The organism is Paraburkholderia sediminicola (genome assembly GCF_046026855.1).
Lineage (GTDB): Bacteria > Pseudomonadota > Gammaproteobacteria > Burkholderiales > Burkholderiaceae > Paraburkholderia > Paraburkholderia sediminicola_A.
This window is the reverse complement of sequence record NZ_JAQQET010000037.1, coordinates 84613-104412: the sequence shown is the minus strand read 5'-3', so window position 1 is coordinate 104412 and position 19800 is coordinate 84613. Positions and strand designations below refer to the sequence as shown.

The following is a 19800-nucleotide window of genomic DNA, read 5'->3' as shown; positions in this document are numbered from 1 at the left end:
GCGGCGGCAAAGAAAGTAAGTGCCTGCCCCGCACAGGGGCGAACGCTAATAGACCAATAACAATTCAAGGAAAGGCCAACACCATAAGCAAACAGACAAAGCGCCGCAAAGGCAAAAAAAAGCCATTAACTACCGGCAGAGGCAGCCCCAACCACAACAGCAGAAGGACACGCCGGCACGGCAAAAACAGCCCCTTTCCCACTCCCCCCAGCCTTCCCTTGCGGAGCAACAGATGCCATTCCTTGCACAGCAGAAGCAATCTGCAAAGCAATCTGCTGCAACGCCACCCGATGCCCATTAACAAGAGCGTCATACCCGCCGCTAACCGGCTCACTCACCACGCTCCGACAGGTCATCACAGCAGTACTACGTACAGCCCTCACACTCCAGACCGCATCGATCAATGCATGCGACCCCGGCCATGACTCGAACCGCTGCACATTCAGGCTGACCCGATACACAGGTGTCGCATCCGGATAAGCCGTGCCGTACACATCGATCGTGCCGAGTTGCTGCGTGAGACTGGTCGACAAAGCCCGCCGGATCTCATCGCCCGGCAACGAAGCCCAACGCTCCTGTTCGAGCACCTGGACCTGCGTAGGGCCCGTCTGCACGACAAGCTGATTCTTCGCCACTTGCGGCGGTACGTCGATCGGCGCGACTTCGATCAGCCACGCCGGCGCGGCCGTCGTCCGGGCGCTAACCGGCGCCGCTGAGCCGGCAGGTGCACCATCCGCGCCGAGCGTATAAAAGCGGCTGCTCGGCGACGAACATGCCGCCATCGCCAGCAGTCCAGCCAGAGCGCCAACACAGGCAGCACCGCGCAAGAACCCGCGCGGCGGGCGGGGGAGCCGGGCAAACATCATGGTTTATCTCCTGTTTTACCGCGCAACAGCGATTCCGGATGACGCTCCAGATAATCCGACAGCGCATTCAGCGACTGCAGCGTGCGTGTCAGTTCCTGCAACGCCTGATGAACATCCGACTGCAACGGCGAGTCCTGTTGCAACGTCGCCTCGGCCGAACCGAAGGTCTGCTTCGCCGCGGCCAGGGTATCGCGCGCCTCCGGAACGACTTCCTTGTCGAGTCGCGTGAACAGCTGGTCGGCATTCTTCAATGCGCTGTTCAGGTTCGTCCCGATCTGATCGAACGGCACCTTGTCGAGCTTCTTCGCAATGTCGGCAACCTGCACCTGCAGTTCGTCGAGCGAGTTCGGAATGGTCGGCAACTCGAGCGGATCGCCCGTTACGTCAACCGTAGCCGGCGGCGCTTTCGGGAAGATATCGAGCGCCACGTACAACTGGCTCGTAATCAGGTTGCCGGTGCGCAACTGGCCGCGCAGGCCATGCTTGACGAGCTGTTGCAGCAGGCTTTGACCCGCCAGGGTGCCCGGCGTCGGCGCGGTTTCGCGGAAGCGCTTGCCGAGGCGGTCCGGATACAGGTTCATCGTTACCGGCATCGTGAAGCTGCGCGTCTTCGGATCGTAGTCGATGCCGATATTGGTCACCTGGCCCAGTACGATGCCGCGGAAATCGACCGTCGCGCCGACCGACAAGCCACGCAGCGACTGATTGAAGTTCATGACTACGCGCAATGGCACGCCGTCCGGTTCGCGCATCGCGTCCGATTCATCCGGGGCGAGGCGGAACGTCATGTTGTTCGGTGCCTGCGCACCCACGCTCTGGCCAGGCGGCGACTGGAATGACAAGCCGCCGACGATCACCGTCGCAAGCGATTGCGTATTCAGTTTGAAGCCGCTCGAGTCGAGCCGTAGATCGACGCCGCTCGCATGCCACCATCGCGAATTGGTGCCGACGTACTGGTCGAACGGCGCCGACACGAATACCTGCATCGTCACACCGGTACCGTCCTTGTCGAGCGAGAAGCCGACCACCTGGCCGACCTGCACGCGCCGGTAGAAAATTGGCGAGCCGATGTCGATCGAGCCGAGTGAGTCACCGTGCAGAATGAACTGGTGGCCCTTCTGGTCGCCCGTAATCGGCGGCGGTGTTTCGAGGCCGACGAAGTTTTTCTCGGTGTCCGGTGAGTGCCCGGCGTCCGCGCCGATGTACGCACCCGAGAGCAGTGTGGTCAGTCCCGATACCCCGCTCGCACCGACGCGAGGGCGCACCACCCAGAAGCGCGAATCCTTCACCGCGAAGTCTTCGCCTTCCTTGGTGAGCTGCACCTGAACCAGCACGTGCGAGAGATCCTTCGACAGCGTGATGGTCTTCACCGAGCCGACGTCGACGTCCTTGTACTTGACCTTGGTCTTGCCGGGCTCGAGGCCTTCGGCGCTGACGAACGTGATCGTAATGGTCGGGCCTTTTTCGGTCACCGACTTGATCACAAGCGCGAGGCCGATCAGCGCGGCGATCAGCGGAATCACCCAGACCAGCGAGGGCAGCCAGCGGCTGCGCGGCTCGATGTCGGGATCCGGCAGTTGGGGCGGCAGCCTGGGTCCGTTCGAATCGTTGCGCGGCGCATCGGAGGCGGGCGTCGGTCCTTGCGGGCTAGTCATGGTTGAGGTCCTGAGGTTTTTGAGTGCGGCCTTCCACGTTGTCCCAGATGAGCCGTGGATCGAATTGCATGGATGCCATCATCGTCAGAATCACCACCGAACCGAAGGCAATCGCGCCGGGTCCGGCCGTGATCACAGCAAGCGACTTGAAACGTACCAGCGCAACGGTCAGCGTGACGACGAATACGTCGAGCATCGACCAGCGTCCGATCCGCTCGACCATCCGGTAGAGCGTGGTGCGTTGCTCGGGCCGCCAGCGCGAACGGCGCTGCGCGGTGGCGGTGAGCAGCACCAGCACGCTCAGTTTGAGCATTGGCACCATGATGCTGGCGATGAACACGATCACGGCCAGCGGCCAGTCGCCCGAGGTCCAGAAGTACACGACACCGCTCATGATGGTGTCGTCTTCCGAACCGAGCAGTGACGACGTGTGCATGACCGGCAGAAGATTCGCGGGAATATACAGCAACGCCGCCGCGATGAGCAGCGCCCAGGTGCGCATCAGGCTATCGGGGTTGCGCACGTGAAGGGCGGCGCCGCAGCGACTGCAGTGCTGCGGTGTGACGGAGCGGATTCGCGGCTCGACGCGTCCGCACGCATGACAGGAGACAAGACCCGCGCGCTTTGCGGTGACGTATTTCATCGTGCGCTCATCCCTGATGCGGCGCCGGCGGCGCGTCTGGCGGCAATGGGGATTGCACCGCGGGGTCGTCAAGCGAACTGACCGCGACCGCCGCGCTGTCCGCTGAGGTGCGCGGCTGCGGTCTCTGGCTGCGCGCGCCCAGTTCGTCGGCGAGGTCCCACAGGATGCGCGGGTCGAATGTGACAACCACGGCGAACATCAGTGTCAGCACGCCGAAGGCGAACAGCGCTGCTTCGGGAATCACGCGCGCGAGGCTCACCATCTTCACGATGGTGATCAGCACGCCGAGCATGAACACTTCGATCATGCCCCACGGCCGCACGAATTGAACGGCGCGCAACACGCGGTTGAAGGCGGGCGGCACGTAGCCGGCGCGCAGCGGGATCAGCACGTAGAGAAGGGCGACCAGCTCGGTTAGCGGGAACAGGATGGTCGAACAGAACACCATGACCGCGACGATCTGCATGTCCTCGCCCCACAGTGCGATGAGCGCGCCGAACAGCGTGGTCTGCGAGGTGATGCCGTTGGTTTCGAGTTCGACGATCGGGAAGCCCTGAGCGATCAGGAAGGTGATCAGCGCGGCCAACGTCATCGAACAGATACTGTCGAGCTTGCGGGAGACGCCGCGATAGAGCGTTGCGCCGCAGCGCGGACAGCGCGGACAGCGCGCGACCGCTCGCCCGACAAGCCGGGGCTTGCGGAACAGCGTATCGCATTCATGGCACGCGATCAGGTTGTCATGTTCCATACGGCAGAAGGGCTAACGACATGAGGGGAGGCGTGCGATGCCGGTTTTAGGGCCGCGCTGCAGAAAGCGTGGAGCAATAGTACCAAACGCGCTTCGCCGCTGGGCAGGCCATTGCGCCTGGCGCCGCCGTGGGGCAGGCGGCGCGGGCATCAGGACTAGTCTTACACACAATCAATGGGCTCTGACAGATTCCGTCCCCAATTGTTCAATACTGTACTGCACGCGGGAAAACTTTCTGTCTAGCCGCGTTTCGGGCCTGTGGCTTTGCGTGGGACCAGAGTAAGCGCTTTGCATGGGATCGGAGTAAGTGCTAAAGCGCTAACTCTGGTCGACACAGCCAGCTTTTTCCGCTTGCGGTAGCATGGCGGCCTTGGCGTGTGCCGCGGCCGCCATGCTTTCTATCGAGTCGCACGATGCAACATGCATTGGCAGCATGGAATAGCAGGGCCGGCTGCGCCGTTAACCTCTCTTAACTTGCGCTGACCTGTCATGGCACTCAATCCTTCTTTCGGTGGCCGGGAGTCGTACACGCGGACGGCCATCGCCTTTCATTGGCTGATCGCGCTGCTGATCGTGTGTGGCTTCGCGCTCGGTTGGGTGATGACCGACATTCCCGGCTTCACGCCCACCAAGCTGCGCTACTTCTCCTGGCACAAATGGATCGGCGTGACGGTGTTCGCGCTCGCCGTGCTGCGCATTCTGTGGCGCGCCACCCACGCGGCCCCGCCGCTGCCGCGCCGCATGCCGTCCTGGCAGCGCGCCGCCGCGCATCTCATGCATCTGCTGCTCTACGTGCTGATGATCGCGATTCCCGTATCTGGCTATCTGTATAGCTCGGCGGCCAATGTGCCGGTGGTGTACCTCGGACTGATCCCGCTGCCGCGCCTGATCGCGCCGGACCCGCATCTCAAGGAGTTGCTGAAGAACGTCCATATCACGCTGAATTACACGTTGCTCGTGCTGGTCGCGCTGCACGTCGCGGCGGCGCTCAAGCATCAATGGCTGGACCGCGACGGCTTGCTGTCGCGCATGCTCCCTTTCATCAAATAAGGATAACCATGAAAGTCTCGTTTTATCGCTACATGCTCGCCGCGTTTGCGGCGGCCTCGCTGACAGCCGCCGGCAGTGCGCTCGCGCAGGTCGACGTCTCGAAGAGCTCGGTGACGGCAACGTCGAAGCAGATGAACGTGCCGGTAGAAGGTAAATTCGGTAAATTCACCGCGCAAGTGAAGTTCGATCCGGCAAAACCGGCTGACGGCAGTGCCCAACTGAGCATTGACGTCGGCAGTTACGATCTCGGCGACGAAAGTTACAACGACCAGGTGCGCGGCAAGGACTGGTTCGACGCGAAGACCTATCCGACTGCAACTTTCGTGTCGAGCGCGATTGCGCCGGCCGGCGGCAACCAGTTCAAGGTCACCGGCAAGCTGACCATCAAGGGTAAATCGCAAACTGTGGTGGTGCCGGTCACGGTCACCCAGCAGGGCGCGACGCAAACCTTCGACGGCTCGCTGTCGATCAAGCGTTCGCAATTCGACATCGGCACTGGCGAATGGAAAGACACCTCGGTGGTCGCCGATGACGTGGTGATCAAGTTTCATATCGTTGCAGCACGCAAGTGACGTACGCTGTGCCGCCGTTCGGGCGCAGCAGCTTTCCTTCCAGAACAAAGGAGCATGAATTGAAAACTTCCCTGTTGATCGCCGTCGGCGCACTGGCTTCTTCTTTCTCGCTCGGCGCGTTTGCTGCTGCCGATACCTATCAGCTCGATCCGACCCACACCTATCCGAGCTTCGAAGCAGATCACTTCGGCGGCCTCTCGGTGTGGCGCGGCAAGTTCACCAAGAGCTCCGGCACGGTCACGCTCGACCGCGCGGCGAAAACCGGCACGGTGGACGTCACGGTTGACCCGGCTTCGGTCGATACCGGTAACAGCAAGCTCGACGAGCATCTGAAGACGGACGCATTCTTCGACGTCGCCAAGTATCCGTCGGTGACTTATAAAGGTACCGATATCAGGTTCGACGGCGACAAGCCGGTCGAAGTGGTCGGCAGCCTGACGATTCGTGGCGTGACCAAGCCGCTGAATCTGAAGATCGAATCGTTCAAGTGCATGCAGCACCCGGTGCTCAAGCGCGAAGTGTGCGGCGTGGAAGCGAGCGCCCATTTCAGCCGGGCCGACTACGGTATGGATTTCGGCGCGAAGTACGGTTTCAGTATGGATACCAAGCTGCATATTCAATCTGAGGGCATCAAGCAATAAGCGCTTTAGTGAGCCTTTTACGTATTCGTATTTAAGGCCGCTCACGGCGCTGCCGTTGCGTCGCAACAAAAACCGTTTCATTCGCTTTTGCGATGAAGCGGTTTTTTATTGCCTGCTCGGCGCGCTGGAAGCCCTATGCCGCCGTCATCGCCCATTTGTCGCTCGCCTCGTTTTAATTTTTCAGGTACATAGAGCGCTGACGCCGTATTGGCTGTGCGCGCATCCGGTTCGGCAAAGTGGGCGCGTCAAGCCTACGTTAATAATATTTAGCGCGCATTGGAGATCTGCATGAATGCAACGACAGCGGCAAGCCTGGCGGGGAGCCGGCAAAATTCGTGGCGCGCGGTGGCCGCCGCCTCGATCGGCAACGCGCTGGAATGGTTTGATCTGGTGGTGTATGGCTTTTTTGCGGTCATCATCGCGAAGCTGTTTTTCCCGGCGGGTAACGACACGGTCTCGCTGCTGCTGACGCTCGGCACCTTCGGCGTGTCGTTCTTCATGCGACCGCTCGGCGCGATCGTGATCGGTGCTTACGCCGACCGCGCCGGACGCAAGGCGGCGCTCACGCTGTCGATCCTGCTGATGATGTGCGGCACGCTCATCATCGCGGTGCTGCCGACGTATCAAAGCATCGGCATTGCGGCGCCCGTGATTCTCGTGGCGGCGCGTCTGATGCAAGGCTTTTCGGCGGGCGGCGAGTTCGGCAGCGCCACGGCTTTTCTCGCGGAACACGTACCGGGGCGGCGTGGTTTCTTCGCGAGCTGGCAGGTCGCGAGCCAGGGGCTCACCACGCTGCTCGCGGCCGGCTTCGGTGTGCTGCTGACCGGCAAGCTTTCGCCTGAGCAGATGGGCTCGTGGGGTTGGCGCGTGCCGTTCTTCTTTGGTCTTCTGATCGGACCAGTGGCATGGTACATCCGCACCAAGCTCGACGAAACGCCGGAGTTTCTCGCAGCGGAAACTACCACGACGCCGCTGCGCGACACCTTCGCCAGCCAGAAGCTGAGCCTCGTGATTGCGATCGGCGTGGTGGTGCTCGGTACGGTGTCGACCTATCTGGTGCTGTTCATGCCGACCTACGGCGTGAAGCAGTTGGGATTGGCGCCTTCGGTCGCGTTCGCGGCGATTGCGCTAACCGGTTTGATCCAGATGGTATTTTCGCCGTTGGTCGGCCATCTGTCTGACCGTCACGGGCGCACCACGATCATGCTGATATCGGCACTCCTGCTGCTCGTGCTGATCAACCCGGCATTCGTGTATCTGGTCGCGCATCCGACCTTCGGCACGCTGATGGTGCTGCAGATCGTGTTCGGCTTTCTGATGACAGGTTACTTCGCGGCACTGCCGGGTTTGCTCTCCGAAATGTTCCCGGTGCAGACGCGTACGACCGGCATGTCGCTGGCCTATAACATTGCCGTGACGATCTTCGGCGGCTTTGGGCCGTTCATCATCGCGTGGCTGATCAGTTTCACAGGTTCGAAGGCCGCGCCGAGCTACTACATGATTTTTGCCGCGGTGGTTAGCCTGGTCGCGCTAATGGCGGCGCGGCGCAAGCTTGGGTTCCGCTAACACGTTGCCACGTTATCCTGCTGCGCGACAGGGCTCGGCGAGCGTATAGGGCGCGAGAGCAGCAAGTTAGAGCAGAGTCGTGCGGTAAAAGCGGTAAACGTAAAAGGCCGGTTCGAGAGAACCGGCCTTTTTTCATTGCGACGCGATCGACAGCAAAATCAGACTTGCGCGCCTGCGTTTGGATCGTCCGGATCGGTGCGTTCCTTCTTGTCCTTCACCAGATCTTCGCGCTTCACGCCGAGCCACATGGCGAGCGCCGCGGCGACGAACACTGACGAGTAGATACCGAACAGAATACCGACCGTCAGTGCCAGAGCGAAGTAGTGCAGCGTCGGGCCGCCGAACAGGAACATCGACAGCACCATCATCTGCGTACAGCCGTGCGTGATGATCGTGCGCGACATGGTGCTGGTGATCGCGTGGTTGATCACCTCGATCACGGTCAGCTTGCGTTCGCGGCGGAAGGTTTCACGAATCCGGTCGAAGATAACGACGGATTCGTTCACCGAGTAGCCGAGCACCGCGAGCACTGCCGCCAGCACCGACAGCGAGAACTCCCACTGGAAGAACGCGAAGAAGCCGAGAATGATGATCACGTCGTGCAAGTTCGCGATCACGCCGGCCACCGCGTATTTCCACTCAAAGCGGAACGACAGATAGATCACGATGCCGACCACCACACAAGCCAGCGCCATCAGGCCGTCGGTAGCGAGTTCCTTGCCGACCTGGGGGCCGACGAACTCGACGCGCTGCAACTGCACCTGCGGATCCTGGCCCTTCAGCGCGCCCATCACCTGGTCGCTCTGTTGCGCCGACGTGTAGCCCTGCTTGAGCGGCAGACGGATCAGCACGTCGCGCGAAGTGCCGAAGTTCTGCACCTGCGCGTCGGGATAGCCGAGCTTGTTGAGCGTGCCGCGCACCGGTTCGAGCGGCGCGGCGCCTGGATACTGCACTTCGATGACGGTACCGCCGGTGAATTCCACCGACAGATGCAGCCCGCGATGCAGCAGGAAAAACACAGCAGCGACGAACGTCAGCAGCGAGATTGCGTTGAACAGCAACGCACGCTGCATGAACGGAATGTCTTTGCGAAAACGGAAAAATTCCATGGTCTTGTTCTCCGGGACTCAGCGGGATGAACCCGGTTTCTGCGGCGTATTGGACGCGTCACGGCGGCGCACGGTCGGCTTGCTACGCGCCTGGGCCGCAGCTTTGGCCTTCGGCTTGGCGCTGGCCGCTGCGACGGCTCGCGCTGTGTCGGTCGCTGCATCTTCGTTACCGAGGTAGGCGGCAGCGCCGTCGATGCCTTCTGGCTGCGGGCGCCACACCTGACCGATGGCCAGCGACTTGAGCTTCTTCTTGCCGCCGTACCAGAGGTTCACGAGGCCACGCGAGAAGAACACGGCCGAGAACATCGAGGTCAGGATACCGATACAGTGGACCATCGCGAAGCCGCGTACCGGGCCGGAGCCGAAGGCGAGCAGCGCGAGACCGGCGATCAGCGTGGTGACGTTCGAGTCGAGAATCGTCGCCCATGCATGCGCGTAGCCGTTCTGGATAGCCAGCTGCGGCGGCGCGCCGTGGCGCAATTCTTCACGCACGCGTTCATTGATCAACACGTTCGCGTCGATCGCCATACCGAGCGCGAGCGCGATAGCGGCGATACCCGGCAAGGTGAGCGTGGCCTGCAACATGGACAGCACGGCGATCAGAAGCAGCAGATTGACCGACAGGCCGATCATCGAGATCACGCCGAACAGCATGTAGTACGCAATCATGAAGACGGCGATAGCCGCGAAGCCCCACACCACCGAGTGGAAGCCCTTCTTGATGTTGTCCGCGCCGAGGCTCGGGCCGATCGTGCGTTCTTCGATGATGTCCATCGGCGCGGCCAGCGAACCGGCGCGCAGCAGCAGCGCGAGGTCGGCGGCGCCTTGCGGCGTGGCCTGGCCCGTGATCTGGAAGCGGTCGCCCAGTTCCGACTGGATGGTCGCCACCGTCAGCACTTCGCCCTTGCCCTTCTCGAACAGCACCATGGCCATCGGCTTGCCGATGTTGTCGCGCGAGACGCTGCGCACCGCGCGGCCACCCGCCGAGTCGAGGCGGATATTGACCGACGGACGCTGATGTTCGTCGAAGCCAGCCGACGCGTCGATGATGCGGTCACCCGTGAAGATGATCTGCTTGCGCAACAGCACCGGCGTCTGGTTGCCTTGGGTAAACAGCTCGTCGCCCGGCGGCACCGGATCGGACGGATTCGGATGCGTGTTCACCGGATCGGCAAGGCGCGCTTCGAGCGTTGCCGTGCGGCCGATGATGTCCTTGGCCTTCGCCGTGTCCTGCACACCTGGCAGTTCGACGACGATACGGTCCGAGCCTTGCTGCTGGATCACCGGCTCGGCCACGCCGAGTTCGTTGACGCGGTTATGCAGCGTGGTGATGTTCTGCTTGAGCGCGGCGTCCTGCACGGCTTTCTGCACCGCCGGCGTGAACGTGCCGACCAGTTGCACACCGCCGTCAGGGTTCGCTTGCGAGGCCCACTGGAGTTCGCCGATGCCGCGGCCCAGTTGCTTGATCGCTGCGTCCGCCGTGGCCTGGTCGGCGAAATTGATCACCACCGTCTGGTTGACGCGGTTCACGCCGCCGTCGCGGATGTTGTTGTCACGCAGCATGGTGCGCGCATCGGAAGCGTCGGAATCGAGCTTCTTGTTCAGCGCGCCTGCCATGTCGACCTGCAGCAGGAAGTGCACACCGCCGCGCAGATCGAGACCGAGGTACATCGGCAGCGCGTGCATTGCGGTCAGCCAGCGCGGCGACGCGCTTTGCAGGTTCAGGGCAACGACAAACTGCGGATCGGTCGGGTCGCTGTTCAGCGACTTTTGCAGCAGGTCCTTCACGCGCAATTGCGTGTCGGTGTCGGGAACGCGCACGCGGATGTTCGCGTTGGTCGACGAATTGTCGAACGTGACTTCGTCAGGCTTGATCTGATTGGCAGCGAGCGCCGCTTCGACTGCCGACAGCGTGGTCGAGTCGAGCTTGACTGTTGCCTTGCCGCTCGACACCTGCACCGCCGGCGCTTCGCCGAACAGGTTGGGCAGCGTGTACACGAGGCCGATGACCAGAGCCACCAGCATCACGGCATATTTCCAGAGGGGGTAACGATTCATGAGTGGTCCAACGGGAAGGTTGGCTTGGAAGCGATGCGTCCGGCGATGAGCGCGGGCAGTTCAGCGTTGTTCTGCGAAAACCGCCGGCGAGGCCGCGCCGGACGCGAGAGAGCAGGCCTTACAGCGACTTGATCGTGCCCTTCGGGAGAATCGTCGTAACCGACGCTTTTTGCACGGTGATTTCCGTGCCTTCCGAGATTTCGACGCCGACGTAAGCCTCACCCACCTTGGTCACCTTGCCGACGATGCCGCCGTTCGTGACCACTTCGTCGCCCTTCGCCATCGCGGAGAGCATGTTGCGATGTTCCTTCTGGCGCTTCATTTGCGGGCGAATCATGATGAAGTACAGCACGCCGAACATAAGGATCAGCGGCAGGAAGCTCATCAGGTTCGATTCAATGCCACCTGTTGCTGTGCCTTGGGCAAAGGCATCGGTAATGAACGACACGTTGGTCTCTCCGTTATAAATCAAAACAATCAAAAAAATCAGCCGGTTATTCTACCACCGGCCTTGCGCGCGTCGGCGCGGCGAATCGGCTTTGGGATCAAACGGTTAAAGCCTTTTTCACCGTCAACGAAAGTTAATTGTAAGGTTTTCTGCGCCGAGCCGACGGATTCCTCCAGCAAATTCGTCAGTTGATTGCCGATTGCCGGCTAGTCGATGCCGCGCGCGCGGTTCTCGTGGAAGCGCTTGCGGAAAGGCTCGAACAGTTTTGCGTCGATCGCGTCGCGCATTTCCTGCATCAGTTCCAGGTAGTAGTGCAGGTTGTGGATCGTGTTCAACTGCGCACCGAGGATTTCCCCTACACGATGCAGATGGTGCAGGTAGCCGCGGGTGAAATTTCGGCAGGTGTAGCAACCGCATTGCTCGTCGAGCGGGCGCAGCGAGTTCTTGTGCGCGGCGTTGCGGATCTTGATGTCGCCAAAACGCGTGAAGAGCCAGCCGTTGCGTGCGTTGCGGGTCGGCATCACGCAGTCGAACATGTCGACGCCGGCGGCTACGCCCGCCACCAGATCTTCCGGTGTGCCGACGCCCATCAGATAGTGCGGCTTGTCGGCCGGCAGCTTCGGGCCGATGTGATTCAGCACGCGCATCATGTCTTCTTTCGGCTCGCCAACAGACAGGCCGCCGATCGCGAGACCGTGGAAATCCATCGCCGCGAGACCCGCCAGCGACTCGTCGCGCAGGTCCTCGAACATGCCGCCCTGGACAATGCCGAACAATGCGTTCGGATTGCCGAGGCGGTTGAATTCGTCGATTGAGCGCTTGGCCCAGCGCATCGACATGCGCATCGAATCGGCGGCTTCCTGATGCGAAGTCGGCACGTTGTTGGTCGCGTACGGCGTGCACTCGTCGAACTGCATGACGATGTCCGAGTTCAGCACCTTCTGGATCTGCATCGACACTTCCGGCGACAGGAAGAGCTTGTCGCCGTTGATTGGCGACGCGAACGTGACGCCATCTTCGGTGATCTTGCGCAGATCGCCGAGCGAAAACACCTGAAACCCGCCCGAGTCCGTCAGAATCGGCTTCTTCCAGCCCATGAAGCCATGCAGGCCGCCGTGCGCCTCGATCGTTTCCAGGCCCGGGCGCAGCCATAGGTGGAACGTATTGCCGAGGATGATCTGCGCGTGCATTTCTTCGAGCTCGCGCGGCTGGACCGCCTTCACCGTGCCGTAGGTGCCGACCGGCATGAAGATCGGGGTTTCGACCACGCCGTGATTCAGTGTGACGCGACCGCGCCGCGCCTGGCCGTCGGTGCCGAGCAGTTCGAATTTGAGGCCGTTGTCAGGGCGCTCAGGAGTGTGCGCGCAGGTATTGCAGGTACTGCTTGTATCGTGGCTATGACCGTCGGTCATGGGGGACTCCTGTGCTACCGGAGAACAGTCCGGCGCAAACGATGAACGCCGCCGGGTAGGCCACGGCGGCTGGGTAAAGAAAACTTGAGATGCGGCGCCGATCTGTCGCTGCACGTGGGTGCAGCAACGACTGCCTCTACATCAACGTGGCAAGGAGCGGCAGACTACCGCGCGCGCTGCCGTCGCGCAACGCTATCGCACGGGGATATCGCCGTGCGATACGAAACGGTTCAAACGTCGCGGCGCGTGAGCAGCATCGCGTCGCCATAGCTGAAGAAGCGGTAACGCTGTTCGATCGCGTGGCGGTAAGCCTCGCGAATCGTTTCGACACCGGCGAACGCCGAGACCAGCATCAGCAACGTCGACTTCGGCAAATGGAAATTGGTTACGAGCCGGTCGACCACGCGGAATTTATAACCGGGCGTGATGAAGATGTCGGTTTCCGTGCTGGCCGCGCCGAGCGGCCGGCCGGCCGCGTCCGCATCGCGCGCGGCGGCTTCGAGCGCGCGCATCGACGTCGTGCCCACCGCGATCACGCGATTGCCGCGCGCCCGCGTGGCCGCGATTTTGTCGGCGAGCGATTGCGGCAAGTGATACCACTCGCTGTGCATTTTGTGTTCGGACAGATTCTCGACCCGTACCGGCTGGAAGGTGCCCGCGCCGACGTGCAGCGTCAGCGTCGCGCGCTCCACGCCGCGGGCGTCGAGCCGTGCGAGTAGCGCGTTGTCGAAATGCAGGCCCGCGGTGGGCGCGGCCACCGCCCCGGGGTTTTGCGCGAACACTGTCTGGTAGCGGGTTTCGTCTGTCGCGTCGGGATCGTGCTCGATGTACGGCGGCAACGGCAGGCGGCCGAATTGCTCGATCAGCGTCAGACAGTCGTCGGGAAAATGCAGCGTGTAGAACGGCTCGACGCGTTCGCCGATCGTCACGTCGAATGCATCCGCGAGGCGGATCGTCGTGCCCGGCTGCGGGCTCTTGCTCGCGCGGATCTGCGCGAGCGCGGTGCGTTCGCCGGTCAGACGCTCTACCAGCACTTCGATCTTGCCGCCACTGGCCTTCTGGCCGAGGAAGCGCGCCTTCAGGACTTTGGTATCGTTGAAGACCAGCAGGTCGCCGGCCGCGATGCACTCGGGCAGCTCGGCAAAGCGGCGGTCGATCAGGCGCGCTGCGCCGGTGGCATCGGCCGGGTTGGCCACGTCGAGCAGACGGCTGGCGCTGCGCTCGGGCAGCGCCACTTGCGCGATCAACTCAGGTGGCAGATCGAAATCGAAATCAGAAAGCGTAAACATGCGGACGACTGGAAGCGAATTGGGACTGAATTGAGCCGAAGCCGGAGCCGGGCGGCTATGATTGCGGGACGCCAGAGCGGCCCGCGAGCCCGCGCGCTGATTGGCGGCGACACCTTTGACAGCCGATATTGTACTTGCGAAGCAACCCATGCCTTTGTCCGAACGCCGATTGCCCTCCGCCACCGATGAAGTGAGCGCCGAGCCGAAGCGCCGCGTCTCGCGGGGCAAAGCAGCGGCGGCGGACTTAAACGACCTCGGCGCGGGCGTCCCGCCAGAGAGCGGCAAGGCCGCGCGTGAAGGTGAAGTTGTTGACCCATTCGGCGACAAGCCCGCTGGCAAACCCGCGGGCAAAGCCACCGGAAAGCCTGTTGCCAAGGCCGCGGCCAAACCCGTCGACAAGCTCGCCAAACTCGGCCTCACGCGCGACATCGATCTGGTGCTGCATCTGCCGATGCGCTACGAAGACGAGACCTCGCTGACGCCGATCGGGCATCTGCTGCCGGGCGGCATCGCGCAGACCGAGGGCGTGGTGTTCGACAACGAGATCGCCTATCGTCCGCGCCGCCAGTTGCTGGTGAAACTGCGCGACGACGCCGGCGACGAGCTCGTCCTCCGCTTTCTGAATTTCTACGGTTCGCAGGTCAAGCAGATGGCGATCGGCGCGCGGTTGCGAGTGCGCGGCGACGTGCGTGGCGGCTTCTTCGGGATGGAGATGGTGCATCCGGCGGTACGTGTGGTCGACGAAGACACGCCGCTGCCGCAGGCATTGACGCCGGTCTATCCGAGCACCGCGGGCGTGACCCAGGCCTACCTGCGCAAATCGATCGACAACGCGTTGTCGCGCACGTCGTTGCCGGAGCTGCTGCCCGAGCCGATCGCGCAAGCTTTTTTGCGGCCGCTCGGCGTGCCCGCGTTGATGGAGGCGGTGCGCACGCTGCATCATCCGGGCGTGCAATCCGATGAAACCGCGTTGATCGACGGCACGCATCCGGCGTGGGTGCGGATCAAGTTCGAGGAATTGCTGGCGCAGCAGATGTCGTTGAAGCGCGCTCATGAAGAACGACGCACGCGTGCGGCGCCGACCATGCCGCGCCGGAAGCTGGGCGATGAATCGGCGCTGGTGGCGCGTTTGCTGAAGGCGTTGCCGTTTTCGCTGACGGCGGCGCAGGAGCGCGTGGGTGGCGAGATTGCGCTCGATCTGACGCAGCCTCATCCGATGCAGCGGCTGCTGCAGGGCGACGTCGGCAGCGGCAAGACGATCGTGGCCGCGCTGGCCGCCGCGCAAGCGATCGACGCTGGCTACCAGGCCGCGTTGATGGCGCCGACCGAAATCCTCGCCGAGCAGCATGCGCGCAAATTGCGCGGCTGGCTGGAGCCGCTGGGTGTGAGCGTTGCGTGGCTCGCCGGCAGCCTGAAGACGAAGGAAAAGCGTGCCGCGATTGAAGCGGCGGCGCTCGGCACGGCGCAACTCGTGATCGGCACGCACGCAATCATTCAGGATGCGGTTGAGTTCGCGCGGCTGGGGTTGGTGATCGTCGATGAACAGCATCGCTTCGGCGTGGCGCAGCGTCTCGCCTTGCGCGCGAAGGCGCAGAACGCCGCCGACGGTGCGCGCGATTTCCAGCCGCATCAATTGATGATGTCCGCCACGCCGATTCCGCGCACGCTGGCGATGACCTATTACGCCGACCTCGACGTCTCGACCATCGACGAACTGCCGCCGGGGCGCACGCCGATTCTGACCAAGCTCGTCTCCGATGCACGGCGCGAGGAGGTGATCGGCCGTGTGCGCGAGGCCGCGCTGACGGGGCGGCAAGTGTACTGGGTGTGTCCGCTGATCGAGGAAAGCGAGACCTTGCAGCTGCAGACCGCGGTGGAGACCTACGAGACGCTGGTGGCCGCGCTGCCCGAATTGAATGTCGGCCTGGTGCACGGACGCCTCGCGCCGGCGGAGAAGGCTGCGGTCATGGATGCGTTCACGCGCAACGAGGTCCAGTTGCTGGTGGCGACAACGGTGATCGAAGTAGGTGTGGATGTGCCGAATGCGTCGCTGATGGTGATCGAGCACGCCGAGCGGTTTGGCCTCGCGCAGTTGCACCAGTTGCGCGGGCGGGTGGGGCGCGGCAGTGCGGCTTCGGTTTGCGTGTTGCTCTACACCGGGCCGCTGTCGATGACGGCCCGGGCGCGCTTGCAGACCATGCGGGAAACAACGGACGGTTTCGAAATCGCACGGCGCGACCTTGAGATTCGCGGTCCAGGAGAGTTTCTGGGTGCGAGGCAGTCGGGCGCGGCCATGTTGAGGTTCGCCGATCTCGAGAATGATCAGTGGCTAATCGAGCCGGCCCGGGAGGCCGCCGCGGCTTTGCTCGAGCAGTATCCCGAGGTGGTGATGCAGCATCTGGCCCGTTGGCTCGGGGCTCGAGAGCAATATCTGAAGGCCTAGGGTCGTGCCTTTGGTGGCGGCAAAAGACCAAAAGGTTGGCGAACCGACCCTATAGGTGTATAACTAGAACCTATCGAACTCATCGTACTGATTGGTCCCCCAATGACGCTCACCGAATTGAAATACATCGTCGCGGTTGCCCGCGAGCGGCACTTCGGCCGGGCCGCCGAAGCGTGTTTCGTCAGCCAGCCGACCCTGTCGGTGGCGATCAAAAAGCTCGAAGACGAGCTCAACGTGCAGATTTTCGAGCGCGGCACCAGCGAAGTCAGTGTCACGCCGATCGGCGAACAGATCGTCACGCAAGCGCAGCGCGTCCTCGAACAAACGCTCGCCATCAAAGAGATCGCGAAACAGGGCAAAGATCCGCTGGTCGGGCCGTTGCGCCTCGGCGTCATCTATACGATCGGGCCGTATCTGTTGCCTACGCTCGTCAAGCAGATGATCAAGCGTGTCCCGCAGATGCCGCTGATGCTGCAGGAAAATTACACGATCAAACTGATCGAACTGCTCAAGCAGGGCGAAATCGACGTCGCCATCATGGCGTTGCCGTTTCCGGAAACGGGCCTGATGCAACGCGCGCTCTATGACGAACCGTTTGTCGTCGCACTGCCATCCGGTCACGCGTGGGAAAACCGCGCGAAGATCGACGCCGAGGATCTCAAGCAGGAAACCATGTTGTTGCTCGGTAGCGGCCACTGCTTCCGCGACCACGTGCTGGGCGTTTGCCCTGAACTGATGCGCTTCTCGCAGAACGCGGACGGCATCCAGAAGACGTTCGAAGGTTCATCGCTGGAAACCATTCGTCATATGGTGGCGAGCGGCGTCGGCATTACCGTGCTGCCACGCATGTCGGTGCATGAGGTCAAGCCTCATGCGGGCGGCATCGACGCGGGCCTGCTCAGCTACGTCGCTTTTGGCGAGCCCGTGCCGGATCGCCGTGTTGTGCTTGCCTGGCGCAAGAGTTTCACGCGGATGCCTGCTATCGAAGCCATCTGCGATGCCATCAATGCTTGCGATCTGACGGGCGTCAAAAAACTCGATCTGCCCGTCGCCGTCAATTAAGAGCGTTTCCCATGCTCTACGCCGGCCCGCCGTGTACCGTCGGCGGCCGGCCCGGCGACCGCCAAGGCGCCGATAGTGGCAATCCCTATCGAATAGATAAAATTAATCAACCACGTAAATTCAATAGGGTTGGTATAGTTTCCTCCATGGATCGCCCGATCCCATAAGACCCGGAGGAAATCATGACGCAATCGAACTCGCAGCAAGTCCAAACCGTTGCCACTCAATCTCTTCGCGTAACGACCGGCACCTTCTCCGCCTCGCTGAGCAGCATGCGCACGGTTGCATTGTCCTTGCTGGTCGATCGGGCTCTGTCCGCTTAAGCCATAGGCATCAGCACGCCGCGCCTCTCCCCATATTCTGTTTCCGATAAAGCTACTCAGGAGTCACGCATGTCCGAACGTAAGCTCACCAATGCAGCCGGCGCGCCCATCGCCGACAACCAGAATTCGATGACCGCCGGCGCGCGCGGTCCGGTCGTTCTGCAAGACGTCTGGCTGCTCGAAAAACTCGCTCATTTCGACCGCGAAGTGATTCCGGAACGTCGCGTTCACGCCAAAGGCTCGGGCGCATTCGGCACGCTGAAGGTCACGCACGACATCTCGCGTTACACGAAGGCGAAGGTGTTCGCTCAGGTCGGCAAGGACACGCCGCTTTTCATGCGTTTTTCGACTGTGGCGGGCGAACGCGGTGCGGCCGATGCGGAACGCGACGTGCGCGGTTTCTCGATCAAGTTCTACACGGAAGAAGGCAACTGGGACGTGGTCGGCAACAACACGCCGGTGTTTTTCATCCGCGATCCGCTGAAGTTTCCGGACTTCATTCACACGCAAAAGCGCGATCCGTACACCAACATGCGCAGCAATGTCGCAGCGTGGGATTTCTGGTCGCGTCATCCGGAGTCGTTGCACCAGGTCACCATCCTGATGAGCGATCGCGGCATTCCGCAGAACTACCGCCAGATGCACGGCTTCGGTTCGCACACGTACTCATTCATCAATGCGAACAACGAGCGTTTCTGGGTGAAGTTCCACTTCAAATCGATGCAGGGCATTGAGAACTTTACGGATGCCGAAGCGGCGCAGGTTGTGGCGCAGGATCGTGAAAGCGCGCAACGCGATCTGGTCGGCAACATCGATGCAGGCAATTTCCCGACATGGCGTTTTGCTATCCAGGTGATGCCGGAAGCGGAAGCGGCGAGCTATCGCTTCAATGCGTTCGACATCACGAAGGTGTGGTCGCAGAAGGACTACCCGTTGATCGACGTCGGCACGATCGAGTTGAACCGCAACGCGGCGAACTACTTCGCGGACGTAGAGCAGGCAGCGTTCACGCCGGCCAACGTGGTGCCGGGTATCGGCTTCTCGCCGGACCGTCTGTTGCAAGGCCGTTTGTTCTCGTATGGCGACACGCAGCGCTACCGCCTCGGTATCAATCACCATCAGATTCCGGTGAATGCGTCGCGTGTGGGGAGCCCGTATTCGTTTCATCGCGACGGTGCGATGCGCACGGACGGCAACCTCGGCGGCAACCTGAACTACGAGCCGAACCGCCTGGGTGACTTCGCGCAGGACACCAACGCGTCGGAGCCGCCGCTCGCAGCGGGTGCGGTCGATCGTTACGATCATCGCGTGGACGAGGACTACTACACGCAACCGGGTATGTTGTTCGCGCTTTTCGATGCAGCACAACGTCAGCGGCTGTTTGGCAATATCGCTCGCCATATCAACGGTGTGCCGCAAGACATCGTTGCGCGTCAGATCGAGCATTTCCGCCGCGCCGATCCGGCCTATGCGGAAGGCGTGATTGCCGCGATCGCCGACCTCGCTGAAGGCGGCAACAAGTAAGCAGTTGAAGTGAATGGATGCAACAGGGCGGGGCGCATCGGCGCCCCGCCGGTATTGATACGAATCGGGAGAACACGATCATGATCCAGATGATGATGTCCACCATTGGCGGCTCGTCTGCCGCACGCCGCGCGCAACAGCAGCAAGCATTGATGCTGCGCAAGGCAGTGGGCTTCGCGATCGTTTCGAGCGGGCTGGTGGTGATCGTTACGCAGGCCCTGCAACACGCGCTCGGCGCGTGATCGGGCAGAAGGCTTTGGGTGCGGCAAGCGACCACGCGTCACACGAACGCAGCAGCTTTCTAAGATAAACTGGCGGACGTTCGTTGTACCGGGTTTGCCAGCCGCACACCGTCACTTTGCCGACCGGTTCGTATCACTCTTCAAAGGAG

At 62.0% G+C, this 19800-nt stretch carries 18 protein-coding genes; 9 read left to right on the top strand and 9 right to left on the bottom strand.

Going from position 1 to position 19800, the window contains the following annotated elements:
• Window positions 1-125: 125 nt before the first annotated feature.
• The 4 genes from PQR40_RS31900 to PQR40_RS31885 are packed head-to-tail and all read right to left on the bottom strand — an operon-like array spanning window position 126 to window position 3912.
• Window positions 126-866 (bottom strand): PqiC family protein, encoded by a 741-nt coding sequence (locus PQR40_RS31900; RefSeq protein WP_408225303.1) that lies wholly within the window; start codon window positions 864-866, stop codon window positions 126-128.
• Window positions 863-2521 carry a PqiB family protein gene (locus PQR40_RS31895; protein ID WP_408225306.1) on the bottom strand — a complete coding sequence of 553 codons (1659 nt, stop codon included), beginning with the start codon at window positions 2519-2521 and terminating at the stop codon, window positions 863-865. The genes PQR40_RS31900 and PQR40_RS31895 overlap by 4 nt, the downstream gene beginning before the upstream one ends.
• A complete protein-coding gene (locus PQR40_RS31890; RefSeq protein WP_408225309.1) occupies window positions 2514-3164 on the bottom strand; it encodes a paraquat-inducible protein A in 651 nt (216 codons plus the stop codon). Before PQR40_RS31890 ends, PQR40_RS31895 begins: the two co-directional genes overlap by 8 nt.
• Window positions 3165-3171: 7 nt before the next feature.
• On the bottom strand, window positions 3172-3912 hold the full coding sequence (locus PQR40_RS31885) for a paraquat-inducible protein A (protein WP_408510634.1): 741 nt from the start codon (window positions 3910-3912) through the stop codon (window positions 3172-3174).
• 489 nt (window positions 3913-4401) lie between these two features.
• Between PQR40_RS31885 and PQR40_RS31880 the strand changes: the two genes are divergently transcribed.
• From PQR40_RS31880 to PQR40_RS31865, 4 genes are all read left to right on the top strand, one after another.
• A complete protein-coding gene (locus PQR40_RS31880; protein WP_408390749.1) occupies window positions 4402-4962 on the top strand; it encodes a cytochrome b in 561 nt (186 codons plus the stop codon).
• 8 nt (window positions 4963-4970) lie between these two features.
• Window positions 4971-5534 (top strand): YceI family protein, encoded by a 564-nt coding sequence (locus tag PQR40_RS31875; RefSeq protein WP_325043415.1) that lies wholly within the window; start codon window positions 4971-4973, stop codon window positions 5532-5534.
• A 71-nt stretch (window positions 5535-5605) separates the two neighbouring features.
• Window positions 5606-6175, top strand: coding sequence for a YceI family protein (locus PQR40_RS31870; RefSeq protein ID WP_408225938.1), 570 nt, complete (start codon window positions 5606-5608; stop codon window positions 6173-6175).
• Between the two features lie 288 nt (window positions 6176-6463).
• Window positions 6464-7741, top strand: a complete 1278-nt coding sequence (locus tag PQR40_RS31865; RefSeq protein ID WP_408510633.1) for an MFS transporter — start codon at window positions 6464-6466, stop codon at window positions 7739-7741.
• Window positions 7742-7899: 158 nt separating this feature from the next.
• On the opposite strand, the gene secF is transcribed toward PQR40_RS31865, so the two are convergent.
• The 5 genes from secF to queA all read right to left on the bottom strand — a co-directional run bounded on the left by secF (window position 7900) and on the right by queA (window position 14057).
• A complete protein-coding gene (secF, locus tag PQR40_RS31860) occupies window positions 7900-8850 on the bottom strand; it encodes a protein translocase subunit SecF (protein WP_408225321.1) in 951 nt (316 codons plus the stop codon).
• A gap of 18 nt (window positions 8851-8868) precedes the next feature.
• Window positions 8869-10908, bottom strand: a complete 2040-nt coding sequence (gene secD / locus PQR40_RS31855) for a protein translocase subunit SecD (RefSeq protein WP_408225324.1) — start codon at window positions 10906-10908, stop codon at window positions 8869-8871.
• Between the two features lie 118 nt (window positions 10909-11026).
• Entirely contained in the window at window positions 11027-11356 is a 330-nt protein-coding gene (yajC, locus tag PQR40_RS31850; protein WP_169486259.1) for a preprotein translocase subunit YajC, read from the bottom strand.
• A 206-nt stretch (window positions 11357-11562) separates the two neighbouring features.
• Window positions 11563-12768, bottom strand: a complete 1206-nt coding sequence (gene tgt / locus PQR40_RS31845) for a tRNA guanosine(34) transglycosylase Tgt (protein WP_408225327.1) — start codon at window positions 12766-12768, stop codon at window positions 11563-11565.
• A 230-nt stretch (window positions 12769-12998) separates the two neighbouring features.
• Complete coding sequence (gene queA, locus PQR40_RS31840; protein ID WP_408225330.1) at window positions 12999-14057, bottom strand: tRNA preQ1(34) S-adenosylmethionine ribosyltransferase-isomerase QueA; 1059 nt, start codon at window positions 14055-14057, stop codon at window positions 12999-13001.
• A 148-nt stretch (window positions 14058-14205) separates the two neighbouring features.
• On the opposite strand from queA, the gene recG reads away from it, so the two are divergent.
• From recG to PQR40_RS31815, 5 genes are all read left to right on the top strand, one after another.
• Window positions 14206-16500: an ATP-dependent DNA helicase RecG gene (gene recG, locus PQR40_RS31835; protein ID WP_408225333.1), complete on the top strand. Its 2295-nt coding sequence runs from the start codon at window positions 14206-14208 to the stop codon at window positions 16498-16500.
• A gap of 102 nt (window positions 16501-16602) precedes the next feature.
• On the top strand, window positions 16603-17562 hold the full coding sequence (locus PQR40_RS31830; protein ID WP_408333156.1) for a hydrogen peroxide-inducible genes activator: 960 nt from the start codon (window positions 16603-16605) through the stop codon (window positions 17560-17562).
• A 182-nt stretch (window positions 17563-17744) separates the two neighbouring features.
• The gene (locus tag PQR40_RS31825; RefSeq protein WP_408225338.1) at window positions 17745-17885 is read left to right on the top strand and encodes a hypothetical protein; all 141 of its coding nucleotides are present in this window, start codon (window positions 17745-17747) and stop codon (window positions 17883-17885) included.
• Window positions 17886-17954: 69 nt separating this feature from the next.
• Window positions 17955-19409 carry a catalase gene (locus tag PQR40_RS31820; protein ID WP_408510632.1) on the top strand — a complete coding sequence of 485 codons (1455 nt, stop codon included), beginning with the start codon at window positions 17955-17957 and terminating at the stop codon, window positions 19407-19409.
• 80 nt (window positions 19410-19489) lie between these two features.
• Window positions 19490-19651, top strand: coding sequence for a hypothetical protein (locus tag PQR40_RS31815; RefSeq protein ID WP_408225344.1), 162 nt, complete (start codon window positions 19490-19492; stop codon window positions 19649-19651).
• Window positions 19652-19800 lie beyond the last annotated feature (149 nt).